The organism is Mucilaginibacter lappiensis, assembly GCF_050433765.1.
Taxonomy (GTDB): domain Bacteria; phylum Bacteroidota; class Bacteroidia; order Sphingobacteriales; family Sphingobacteriaceae; genus Mucilaginibacter; species Mucilaginibacter lappiensis_A.
In genome coordinates this window covers 148,049-160,884 of record NZ_JBNPWP010000011.1, presented here as the reverse complement: position 1 = coordinate 160,884, position 12,836 = coordinate 148,049, and the positions used below count along the sequence as shown (strand labels likewise).

8 protein-coding genes and 1 tRNA gene are annotated in these 12,836 nt (G+C 40.5%); 4 read left to right on the top strand and 5 right to left on the bottom strand.

Annotated elements, in window-relative coordinates; all coding sequences use genetic code 11:
* Window positions 1–267: 267 nt before the first annotated feature.
* From M2273_RS26020 to metG, 3 genes are all read right to left on the bottom strand, one after another.
* Window positions 268–1,704 (bottom strand): tetratricopeptide repeat protein, encoded by a 1,437-nt coding sequence (locus tag M2273_RS26020; protein WP_429400699.1) that lies wholly within the window; start codon window positions 1,702–1,704, stop codon window positions 268–270.
* A 79-nt stretch (window positions 1,705–1,783) separates the two neighbouring features.
* Window positions 1,784–1,855 (bottom strand) — tRNA-Arg (locus M2273_RS26015).
* A 136-nt stretch (window positions 1,856–1,991) separates the two neighbouring features.
* Entirely contained in the window at window positions 1,992–4,064 is a 2,073-nt protein-coding gene (metG, locus tag M2273_RS26010; protein WP_429400698.1) for a methionine--tRNA ligase, read from the bottom strand.
* 171 nt (window positions 4,065–4,235) lie between these two features.
* Here metG and M2273_RS26005 point away from each other — a divergent pair, with 171 nt between their 5' ends.
* Window positions 4,236–5,126, top strand: coding sequence for a S66 peptidase family protein (locus M2273_RS26005; RefSeq protein ID WP_429400697.1), 891 nt, complete (start codon window positions 4,236–4,238; stop codon window positions 5,124–5,126).
* Between the two features lie 69 nt (window positions 5,127–5,195).
* Complete coding sequence (locus M2273_RS26000; RefSeq protein WP_429400696.1) at window positions 5,196–5,603, top strand: DoxX family protein; 408 nt, start codon at window positions 5,196–5,198, stop codon at window positions 5,601–5,603.
* A 68-nt stretch (window positions 5,604–5,671) separates the two neighbouring features.
* Here M2273_RS26000 and M2273_RS25995 read toward each other — a convergent pair whose 3' ends face one another.
* Both M2273_RS25995 and M2273_RS25990 read right to left on the bottom strand, forming a co-directional pair.
* On the bottom strand, window positions 5,672–7,087 hold the full coding sequence (locus M2273_RS25995; RefSeq protein ID WP_429400695.1) for a SusD/RagB family nutrient-binding outer membrane lipoprotein: 1,416 nt from the start codon (window positions 7,085–7,087) through the stop codon (window positions 5,672–5,674).
* A 5-nt stretch (window positions 7,088–7,092) separates the two neighbouring features.
* Complete coding sequence (locus tag M2273_RS25990; protein ID WP_429400694.1) at window positions 7,093–10,434, bottom strand: SusC/RagA family TonB-linked outer membrane protein; 3,342 nt, start codon at window positions 10,432–10,434, stop codon at window positions 7,093–7,095.
* A 184-nt stretch (window positions 10,435–10,618) separates the two neighbouring features.
* On the opposite strand from M2273_RS25990, the gene M2273_RS25985 reads away from it, so the two are divergent.
* Together M2273_RS25985 and M2273_RS25980 are read left to right on the top strand one after the other, a co-directional pair.
* Window positions 10,619–10,951 (top strand): PadR family transcriptional regulator, encoded by a 333-nt coding sequence (locus M2273_RS25985; protein WP_429400693.1) that lies wholly within the window; start codon window positions 10,619–10,621, stop codon window positions 10,949–10,951.
* A 24-nt stretch (window positions 10,952–10,975) separates the two neighbouring features.
* Window positions 10,976–12,640: a PspC domain-containing protein gene (locus M2273_RS25980; protein WP_429400692.1), complete on the top strand. Its 1,665-nt coding sequence runs from the start codon at window positions 10,976–10,978 to the stop codon at window positions 12,638–12,640.
* Window positions 12,641–12,836 lie beyond the last annotated feature (196 nt).

The window sequence follows — 12,836 nt, the reverse complement described above, 5'->3', positions numbered from 1 at the left end:
CCCCTTTCCCGTGAAGTGGTCTCAAAGGCTCTGATTTTCAATAATTTTATTGAGGATTTACAACTGTTAATTGATCTGACGGACTACTATAGGCCGATTTTAAATATGGTGACGGGAAGCGTTTTAACCTTTTTGTCAAAGCCGGATAAGTGAACATACGGTTCTCAAGACTACTTCAGGTCGATGAATTCCCGTGCTTAGAGGCTATAAACAACGATTTATATGCAATATTTTAATCTATTTCTATTCGTCGACACTTCTGCTATTTTATTGGGAACTAATATCACTTTCAACATCCAATATAGCCCGGTGCGCTCGCCGATGCCCCAATTGTACAGCGATCCTTAAATATTTAAGCGCTTCGCTCAATTGTTCAGTTGCGTGCAACATTACCCCTAAATTGTAAGCTGTACTCGAATCGTTCGAATCAAGTTCGTAAGCTTTTCTAAAAGCGTCAACTGCTTCTTCATTTCTGTTTAAAGCAATTAGTGCGCATCCAGCCTGATACCAAGCTTGTGCTATATCAGGATCAATATCTATAATCTTCTTAAAGCATTCTAACGCTTTATCATGTTTTTGCGACATGCCAAATGCGGTCCCTTTTAAACTTTGCAGAATTGTATCATCAGGATGGTTCTCTAAATTTTTTTCGACTTGAAATAATACTTCGCCATAATTACCCTGATGTAAAAGCCCATCCATTCTTGCAACAAAATCAGCTGCTGGGGTTTCCCGCTTACCATCTGTTAAGCTTTCTGCCGGAAAAGAAGAGATTTTAGGATTGCTGCGTTTAACTTCATATTCGACTTTTTCAACTTTATTTGTTCCGTGTATTTTCCGGATCTCATAAAAGTCAACGGGATAAGGGATATTTGCTTCCACCAAATCGATGTAATAATTGCGTCGTTCTTTGTTACATTTAAGTCCGAAAATTATCTCTGTCAACGGGCCGGGCCAATCAAACAACCCCGGATATGATTCAACATACCTCCATTCTTCTTCCTGCATCCAACAGGTTGGCTTAGTTGAGATAGCTTTTTGAAATGTTTTATCAGAGAAAGCGATTTTATAGTTTGAAGCATATGGAACCCCGTTCTCACCCATGCTGAATGTCATTTCGGCATTGAAGCCCTTACCCATTTCCGGAAGAGTATCAGAATAGGCTACTGGTAAAAAATGATCCGGGTTAGAAAATTTCGACCCTGGTGTATTTTTGAACCCTAAACATATCCCCTTATCTTCACCTCCGTAATGTGCCCACATCGCTTGATGATCAGGATTAACTGACAGGCTAAAAATCCCAACCGCTAATAATTGCTCGTCAATTTTTGCGAAAATCTTATCCGGGTTCGAGGGTGGATATCCTGTTTGATCTTTTACAATTTGTTCACGATAAGAAAAAATTTCGTTAATATCTTTCATGTTTCGAATTTTTTCCAGCATCTGGGTTGTCTCAGAAGTCGTTAAGCCAAAAAAATGCTCGCCGGCTTTTAATGACCGACTAGCCTCTACTACAAATCCTGAGAGAGCGGCTTGTTTCATTTGTAATACTTGTTCTTGGATCCATTCTTTACCAATGTCTTGTAAGGAGCATTCAAAAGGGTCATTTAATCCTTCGGCCGTGGACAAGTAAACTTGTCTTGAAGTAATAATTTGTTCCGTAAACGGGCAATCAGAGCGGTATTTATAAAATATTGAATTCATTCTATTATATTAAAGGTTTAGATTTTTTTACTCATTTACGGAAAAACGCCCTTTCCGTGTATGAAAAGAGCGTTCTATGTGGTCCCGACGAGAATCGAACTCATATCTAGAGTTTAGGAAACTCCTATTCTATCCGTTGAACTACGGGACCTTTTACAGACGGCCTGGAGGCCGGTTCTTTATTAGCTTGCAAAGGTGCAATTTTTCAATGAAAAATCACACCCCTATACACAAAATTTGTTGATGGCTTATTTACGTATCTGCATATTTGAAATCTGCACATCTAATTATCTGATCACTGATCCGTTATGGAAATCATCTACCGGCGATACAAAGCTTAGTTTACCTTCGCTGTTCTCGGCCATCAGGATCATCCCTTGCGAAAGGATACCTTTGATCTCACGGGGCTCCAGGTTTACCAGTATGCTTACCTTCTGCCCTATTATAGCTTCAGGCTCAAAATATTCTGCAATGCCCGATACCACGGTGCGTTCATCAATACCGGTATCAATGGTAAGCCTAAGCAGCTTCTTGGTTTTAGCTACCTTTTCGGCCGCCAAAATGATACCCGTGCGTATGTCCATGGTGGCAAAGGTTTCGTAGTTGATATTCTCTTTTGCCGGCTGTACATCTATAGATTTTGGAGGTGAGGCGGCCTGCTTTTTTGCCAGCAGTTTATTAACCTGGTACTCGATCACCTCGTCTTCAATTTTTTCAAACAATAAGGCCGATGGGTTTAACTGATGACCGTTATTAAAAAACATCTCCTGATCATAGGTAATGGGTTCATTGGGCAAGTTCAACATACCAATGATCTTTTTAGCGGTAGCCGGTAAAAATGGCTGGGCGCAGGTTGCCAGATGACCAATCAAAACCAGGCAGTTATGCAGCGTTTGCTTAGCATCCTCCGGATTAGTTTTGATGGTTTTCCAGGGCTCTTTTTCGGTAAGGTAACGGTTACCCAGGCGGGCAATATCCATTAGCCCCTGCAAAGCCTGTCTATAGCGATAAGCTTCCAGGTTCTTTTCTATTTCATCATAAAAACCACCCAGCTCCTTATTCAGGTAATCGTCGGTCAGTTCAATCCTGTCACCTTCGCCTTCAATTTTACCATCGTAAAACTTATGCATCAATATCATTACACGATTCACAAAGTTACCCAATATGGCTACCAGCTCATTATTGATACGGGCCTGGAAATCTTTCCAGGTAAATTCGCTGTCGCTGGTTTCAGGGAGTATGGAGGTAAGCACATAACGCAGCTCATCCTGCTTACCCGGAAACTCTTTCAGGTATTCATGCAGCCAAACCGCATGGTTTCTTGAGGTCGATAATTTATCGCCCTCCAAATTCAAAAACTCATTGGCAGGTACATTCTGTGGTAAAATATATTCGCCATGCGCATGCAGGATAGACGGAAAGGTAATGCAATGGAATACAATATTATCCTTACCTATAAAATGGATCAGACAGGCATTATCCTGCTCATCGGCTTGTTTTTTCCAGTACAGCTTCCAGTCCTTATTATTGTCAAGGGCCCATTGTTTGGTGGCTGATATATAACCAATAGGTGCATCCATCCAAACGTACAGCTTTTTGCCTTTGGCATCTTCTAACGGAACATCAATACCCCAATCCAAATCGCGGGTCATGGAGCGTGGCTGCAGGCCTTGTTTAAGCCATGATTTGCACTGCCCTAATACGTTAACCTTCCAGCTACCCTCTTTAGCATCAATCCATTGTTCCAGCCAGGGCTGGTATTTATCAAGCGGCAGGTACCAGTGCTTGGTAGGCTTTAAAGTGGGCGTTTTGCCACTTAGGGTTGATACCGGGTTGATCAGGTCAGTCGCGCTTAACGAAGTACCGCATTTTTCGCACTGATCGCCATAGGCATTCTCATTGTGACAATTAGGGCAGGTACCAACAATATATCTATCGGCCAAAAACTGCTGGAAATCCTCATCATAATATTGTTCAGAGTATTTTTCAATAAACTCGTCCTTTTCATACAAATTCAAAAAAAATGCCTGCGACAGGTCATGATGAATAGCTGATGAGGTACGATGATAAATATCAAAAGCTATCCCAAACTCCTCAAAGCTGTCTTTTATTTGTTTATGGTATTTATCAATAATAGCCTGTGGTGTAGTCCCCTCTTTTTTTGCCTTGATGGTGATGGCAGCGCCATGCTCGTCAGAGCCGCAAACATAAACTACATCCTTTTTTTTGAGCCTTAAATAGCGCACAAAAATATCGGCAGGAATGTATGCTCCGGCAAGGTGACCGATATGCAACGGTCCGTTGGCATAAGGCAAAGCCGAGGTAACGGTATATCTTTTATATTTGTTGAGTTGTGACATTAAATAAGCGGCATTATAAATAAGCTGCAAAGATAACTTTTTAGGCGGGAAGTTGTGAAGTCCGAAAGTCAGTAAAGTCGGGCTGACAGAAAGCTTTCCCTTTATAAAAACCTTAACATTGATTAAATTTTCACTCCGGACTTGCCATACCTCCGGACTCAAAAACATAAAATGATTCCATACCTTAAAAAAGGCGATAAAATAGCCATTACCTGCCCCGCTAAAAAACTCCCCAACCCAATGACAGATGCTATAGCTTTATTGCAGTCATGGGGTCTGGAAGTGGTTTTAGGCGATACTGTGAACGCATCCTACCACCAGTTTGCCGGCGATGACGACCTGAGGGCCCATGACCTGCAACGTTTTATTGATGACGGCAGCATAAAAGCTATTATAGCAGCCCGTGGCGGCTATGGTGTTATCAGGATGATAGACAAAGTTGATTTTAGCCGTTTTACTCAAAACCCCAAGTGGCTTATTGGCTTTAGCGATATTACTGTTTTACACACCCATCTATTTGGTAATTACCAGTTACAAAGCATACACGGGCAAATGCCCATAAACATTCCAGATGCTTCGGCACGCTCGTTAGATACTTTACGAAAAGCTTTATTTGGCGAAAGCCTGAGCTATGAGTTTAAATCACATACCTTAAACCGCAGTGGCAACGGCAATGGCATACTAATTGGAGGTAATTTATCATTATTGGTGGTTGTATCGGGTTCTGTATCAGACATTGACTATGCCGGCAAAGTATTATTTATTGAAGATGTAGGCGAATACCTGTATGCCATTGACCGTATGCTGCGCAATTTGAAACGGGCCAGTAAACTTGCTAATCTTGCAGGCCTAATTGTTGGCGGTTTTACCGATGTAAAAGATAATGACATACCCTTTGGCCAAACCGTACCCGAAATTATTATGGAAATTGTAAAAGAATATAATTACCCGGTATGTTTTGATTTCCCGGCCGGCCACATTCCTGATAATTGCAGTTTAATATTAGGCAAATCGATAGACTTGTCTGTACATGAGCAGCAAGTAACTGTTAAATTTGTCTGAATCGGGATTTTCTGAATTAAAGAATTAACAGAATTCAGCACCCCTTTTAATCATTACAATCAAAAACATATGGCAATACTCAGCAATTTAAGCAATTACAAAAACTTTGGCCTTTTAATTATCCGCATTGGCTTAGGTATTACATTTATTAACTATGGCTATCCTATGCTTATGGGTGGCGTAAATGGCTGGAGAGACCTCGGCCACTCTACAAAATATATAGGTATTCATTTTTTGCCAGTGGTTTGGGGCTTTCTGGCTGCTGTAACCGAAACTTTTGGTGGTTTCCTGTTAATTATAGGGTTGGCTTTTCGCCCGGTATGTATATTACTCTGCATCACCCTGGTTATTGCCGCATTTACCCATTTAGGCAAGGGCGAAGGATTTTCAGGAGCAGTACACGCCATTGAAGATGCCCTTATATTTGCCGGTCTTTTATTTGTTGGGCCCGGAAAGTATAGCGTAGATAAGAAATAATTTTTATTCCATAAAAAAAGGGAGTTGCCGCTATGGCAACTCCCTTTTTTTATGGAATGCTATCCTAATTATTTAGGCATAACATTTTTATCAAAAAATAATTTGGTTGTAACAACATCACCACCAATAGCAGCAGAAGCTGCCTTGTAGTTTGTACCGTTCACGTTAGCCTCATCAACAGGATATTTGAAACGAACAGGAAAATCACTGAACGCACCTGTTGCTGGTTTCTTAAGTACAGGAAGATCTAACCTTCTGGTTTCAATCCAGGCATCCCAGCCTCTGTTATAATTAGCCAGCCATTTTTGGTTCGCCAAATTAGCTGCTGTGTATGGATTAAGGACTAAATAAGCTGTAGCATCACCAGCACCCCAATAGGAGAAAGAAGCCTGAACACCTTTTGCATAGTATTCGGGAGCTGTACCGGTAGTTATGAAGCCCTTAGCCACTGCTTCAGCTAAATAAAACTGAACTTCGGCATTGTCAAGCAATAAACCAGGCGCAGTAGGCGCTGTAACGATATCGCTTACGTGCGAAAAGCTGTCATAATTTGCTTTTGATCCCGGATCAGCACCCAAAACATCTCCGTTAGTAGCGAGGGCCTTAAAATACCTTGATGCACGGGGATCTTTTAAAGTATTTAATGTGGTAGCTATAGTACTACATGCTACATAGTCAAACCTGCCGCTTTGGATAATATCAACCCAAACAGGGTTAGTATTTGGTGTTGCTGCCAGGTAAACAAACGTAGCATTATCTGAATTAGCTGCAAAAACTCCACCTGCTACCGCAGCAGCTACTGTTGTTTTTGCAAGGGCTGCATCGTAATCGGCAATGGTCATACCCATTTTCAATTTTAATGAGTTGGCAAACGCTTTCCATTTAGGAATACTTCCTCCATAAATAATATCAGCACTGCCATAGCTCGCTGTACCAGTTAATGCGGCAATATCAGTATCCAAACGCTTTAACAGATCTTTATAAACCGTTGCTGCGTCATCATACTTAGGGAAATTGTTTTTTGCATCGAATGTTTGGCTATAAGGAATATCACCAAAAGTAGTAACCAAATAATAAAAAGAATATACCTGCAAAATATCTGCAATAGCAATATCATTCTTTTTCACGGCATCCCCTACAACAGTAATATCTGTAGGTACTATGCCCTTGGCTAATTGTAAATTGTTTAGCACATCGCGGTAAAAGCCATTCCACATTTGCCTGTTTATGTTACGGGTGTCAAAATTATAAAGACTTTCATCATTATAAGTGGTTTCCTGCCATTGCTGTTCTACCAATCTGAAAACGTTATTGTTTACACTTGATGTAGTTACAGTATTGGAAAGCACCCGCTCAGCCTGCGTAAATAAGGTTGAGGCAGGAACTGTAGGGAAAAGCTTAGGATTTGTGTTTAATTTATCAAAATCCTTTTTGCACGCCCCCAGCATAACCAGCGGAAGCAGTGCTATTATATATTTTTTCATAATTGTTAAAATCTAACTTTTAAGTTTAAGGTAAACATTCTGGCAGTTGGGAAAGCACCACTTTGATAACCTTGAAGGTTACCAGCACTTAAGGTTTCTTCCGGATCTGAATAAGGAACATTTTTGTGAATGATCCATAAGTTTCTACCACTTAATGCCAGATCAACACCTTTAACAGGACCCCATTTTGATACTACGCTTTGAGGAAATGCATAAGCGATTGAAGCCTCACGCAGTTTTACATAGCTTGCGTCATAAACAAAACCCGCTGCTGGATTGTGCTCATAACCATATAAACCAGTAGCATTATTTTCTACCCGTATTGCATTTTTAGCGCCGGTTGGAGTAATACCTTGTACAATTACACCACCGCCATCTGAAATAAGATTCCTTGAAGGTTTACCCAGGTCATTGTTACCTGCAGTTTCGGGATATAAACCAGTATCCATACCATAATAGGTATCTAATGAGAATACATCACCTCCTTTACGTACATCAATTAAGAAAGATAAAGTAAAGTTTTGAACACGTACAGAGTTGGTTACTCCACCAATCCAGTCAGGATTAATATTACCAATTGTAGTAGTAGCACCTGATTGTTTGTAGTATCCGGCATTGTCGCCTTCCTGATCAACAACCCTGCCACCGTCTTTCTTGATATATGGATTGCCGTTTACATCGGTATAGGCTGTACCACGGATATCGCCATAAGCATGACCCAATGTCGCGTTTAAAGATACACCACCCTGGAATGATTGAATCAAAAGGTTTTGCGCTGGCTGGCCAGATGCATCGGTATAAAGATCTACCACCTTATTTTTGTTCTTGGTGAAGTTAACACCTATTTTCCAGGTTATAAGCTTGCTTTGTACAGGAGTACCATTTAAGGTAAGCTCGATACCTTTATTTTGTAAGGAACCAGAGTTAATATATGCCGCATTATAACCGGTAGCGGTTGATAAAGCTACAGGTAGCAATTGATTGTTGGTTTTATTTTCATAATAAGTGAAATCAAAACCTAAGCGGCTATTAAAAAACTGCATTTCTAAACCACCTTCTTTTGATTTTGAACGTTCTGGTTTCAAAGAAGCGTTGTTTTGGGTTGTTCCAATTGCAGCTTGAGGATTTGAGCCGAACGGAGTGCCAAAAGAATAAAAGTTTAATGTTTTGTATGGGTCACCACCATTACCTACTTCAGCATAGTTAACCCTTACTTTACCATAAGATAACCAGTTGTATTGTTTAAGCAATTCAGAAAAAGTAAAGCCTAAATTAATAGATGGGTAATAGTATTTATTGCTGTAAGATGGCAGCGAAGAGGAAACGTCACGACGTATTGTTCCGTCTAAAACCACCATTTTTTTCCAGGTAAAGGTTGTACCAGCAAATAGACCGTCTACTTCTTGTCTGATATCATTTTCAATAGGAGCAGCCGGCGCATTTTTAGAGTTTGATAAACTGTAAATACCCGGAACTATCAAACCACCATTGGACGTTCCAGAAATTAACTGGTAACGATTTTTCCTGATGTTAACACCTGCTAAACCTTTAAAATTTAAATCGCTGCTTATATTTTTATCAACAGTAGCAAGGAAGTCTAAGTTGGTTTCGTTGAAATTAATATTTCTCCTGGTATATGATGGCACACCAGTTGTACCGATAGCTCTTCTTTCTTCCTGCAGCATGCTTGAATTATCTACAGTAACACGTCCCAGTAAATTCAACCAATCGTTAACCTTGTAGTTTAAATTTACATTTCCAAAGTAGTGGTTGCGTGAATCTGTTTCATAGTTTTGATAACGCACAAAATATGGGTTATCCCAATAAATAGGAACAAGGTTGGTTGGGCTTGCCCAGTTCCAGGTAATGTTTTTACCACCCGAAGCAAAATACTGATCTTTTTGCTCTTTAATATCAGTATTCATCTGGTACCACTGCCTGAAAGAGTTCAGGATATTTTCAGCCTGATAACCGCTACCATAACGGCCTATCCCATCTGTTCTGGTATAGTTGATGTTTGCACCAGCAGTTAACTTATCGGTGATCTTGTAAGTGCTTCCAAAATCAATATTGTTGCGCAGTTCATTACTGTTTGGCATAAAACCGGTTTGGTTGTTACGGGTATAACCCAGTTTAAACGAGCCATTATCGGTACCATTTGTAATAAATAAACTTTGATTATTAGTTACAGGATGTGTAAAAAATGTAGTAGGATCATTTGCTCCTGCAACCCATGGCGTTGCTTTTCCGAAGTTTGGAGAGTACGGGCTAAAAGCATCCCACTGGTAAACTAATAAGTTTGGATCAAAGCGATGGCCGTAGGATGCATCTTCTTGTAATGGGGTAACAAGATCATTGGCAGTACCATCACCTTTAATGTCTCTTATAAGGAAATAACCACTTGGATCAATGCCTGTTTGATCATTATAAAAAGGACCATAACCCGCACCGTATTCTTTCTGGTAAGTTGGCAAAGTTGATTTATCAACAGAACCATAACCAACACTGCTGTTAAAGGTAATACCCAAGCCCCTGCCTGCTTTTTTGGTGGTAATCAAAATTACACCGTTGGCACCAATTGAACCGTACAATGCGCTACCTGCAGCTCCTTTTAATACTGTAACAGATTCGATATCATCAGGGTTTATATCAGAGATAGGAGAACCGTAGTCATAACCGCCACGGCCAGTTTCTACACTACCTGCGTTGCCGCCGGTACTATTACCCGTTCCACCAGCGTTAGCGTTGTTGCTTCCGGTGTTGCCTGACCCAGCACCACCATTATTCATCGGAACCCCGTCAATAACAAATAGTGCCTGGTTATTACCCAATAAAGATTTAGTACCCCTTAAAACAACGTTGGTTGAACCACCTAACGCGTTGTTTTGCCTGATCTCTAAACCTGCTACCTTACCTGACAAGCCAGTTACAAAGTTTGAACCACGTTGCTTGCTAACCTCATCGCCGTTAACCTGCTGGGCAGCATAAGCCTGTTGGTTACGTGTTCTGGTTAAGCCTAACGCGCCAGTTACCACAACTTCACCAAGTTGCCTGCTTGATACTACAAGCCTTGCGTTTATTACAGAACCAGTGGCCGGAATTTCCTGCTGTGCGTAGCCAATAAAGCTTACAACCAGCACTGCATTATTTGGAACACTTAGTGAGTACCTTCCATTAGTACCTGTTTGGGTACCAATAGTTGTTCCTTTTACCCTTACTGTTACTCCCGGGATGGGTAGGCCGTCTTCTTGGGCCGTAACCGTACCAGTAACTGTACGGTTTTGTGCAAACACCTGCGTTACGCATAACAACAGAATGCTCAAACTTACTAGTAGAAGTTTTTTCATTTTGTTAATAATAAGATCAGTTAATAGTTAATTAATCATAAAAGTAATGTTACATTATTAAAAAGTCAAGTAAAATCTTACAAAACCATGATTTTATTTTAAAAAAGGCAGTTTTTAGTATTAAAAATAATAATTATAGTACTATGTATTGCATAATACAATTTAAAACATATATCTTTGTATTATGATTGTCGAAAACACACAAACCCAAATGAGGAAAGGCATACTGGAGTACTGCATTCTTTCCATCATAGCCAAGGGCGAAACATATGCATCAGACATAATTGCTGAACTTAAGAAAGCCCAACTGCTTGTAGTTGAGGGTACTCTGTACCCATTATTAACCCGGTTAAAAAACAATGGTCTGCTCACTTACAATTGGGTGGAGTCGATTTCGGGCCCTCCGCGAAAGTATTATGTACTATCAGACGAGGGAAAAACGGTATTGGAACAGCTGGATAAAACCTGGCAGGAGCTGGTTTATGCTGTTCAAACAGCCATTGGAGACAGAAAATAAAAAAACCTATAACTATTACAGATCATGAACAAAACCATCATTATAAATATAAACGGCATCGTATTTCACATAGAAGAGGATGCTTATGACGTACTTAAACTTTACATGACCGACGTAAAGCGTCATTTTTCGACCTCGGCCGACAGTTTGGAGATAACCACCGACATTGAAAACCGTATTGCCGAAATGTTTAACGAAACGCTGGCAAACCAAAACACACAGGTTATTGTTGAGGCTGATGTTAAACAGATTATTGAGCAGATGGGCACCGTTGAGGATTTTGAGTTTGCCGAAAATGATGCCAAGGCTTCTGCTGCAGGCGCCTATTCATACAATACAGAGCGCCGCAGGCTTTTCCGTGATCCTGATGACCATTTGGTTGGCGGGGTTGCAGCTGGTATTGCCAACTATTTTGATATACAGGCCGTATGGATCAGGCTGGCCTTTGCCTTATCCTTCGCTTTTGCAGGGAGCGGCTTTATATTATACATTATATTATGGATAGTAATTCCCAAAGCCGTTAGTCGGGCCGACCGTATGGCTATGAAAGGCGAAAAGCAGGATCTGAAAGGATTTAAAAAGAGCTTTGAGGAAGAAATGAGCTCGGTAAAAGAAAACCTTTCTAACTTTCGTCATGAAGCAAAGCCTTTTGTTTACAAGGCCCGCGATTTTGTAGGCGATTTTTTTGATCACCTGGGCGTGTTTTTGAGAGGGGCTGGTGGCTTACTGATCAAGCTATTGGGTTTAGTCATTTTGCTCACCTGCTTTGGCCTTGCTATTGCCCTTATTGTGAGCCTGGTGGCATTGGTAGGTTTTGGTAAAACAGATATATACCACATATTCCCTTTTAATATAGTTAACCGGGATACCAACATGATATTCCTAACCGGCGGATTTTTATTATTAGCCATCCCTTTATTAACTATTATACTGTTAACAATTGGCTTCCTGTTTAAAAACGCCACATTTAACCGGTCAATTGGTACTACCTTATTATGTATATGGCTGGCCTCCCTGGGCGCTGTTATTTATTACGGTGTAAGGGCAACAGCCGATTTTAGGGAAGGTGCTAAACTGAGCAAGACCATTATGATAAAGCCCACTGCAAACAATACTTATTACCTGCAGCTTAATGACACCAAGTATTTAACTAACGAGGATAGTACCCGCCTTAGAATAAAAGAACGTTTTAACGGCATGGTCATTTTGGATGATGATTTCAATGGAAATGATATGGATTCGCCTGATCGGGTAACCATTGATGTAGAAAAAAGCGACGTGCCGCAACCTGTACTCATCGAATCGTTCACCGCACGCGGTCGCAATGATGAGGATGCTTTAATAAATGCCCGCAACATCAGCTATCGCTTTTTGCAAAAAGACTCCGTATTGAAATTTAACCGTCATTTAGAGAGGGTTGCAGGCACTTTGTGGCGCGGGCAGGAATTGCATATGACTTTAAAGGTACCATTAAATTCAAAACTGATTATTGACGGCAAACTGGACCGCAACATGAACTTTAACCTATATGATTGCCTGCAAAATAATAAACCCCAAAATCCGGCGGGTTCTGTATTTATCATGACCCCAGATGGGTTACAGTGCAAAATAGATACAATACCTGCTACAAAAGTTGACACCTTAAACAATAAGCTGCCGGCTGATACTGCAAAAGTCCCTGCACAGTAAAATCAACATAAGCCAATCATACCATGAGAACGCTGATAAAATATATAAGCCTGCTATTATTTAGCGGGCTTATTGTTCCTTTTTACAATCATCGTACTGTAAATATTACAGTCCCATTCAAACCAAAACAATTAATAGCTGCCCCTGCTATTCCATTTAAAACACTACCACCGGGTTTCTTATTTATTAATAATGC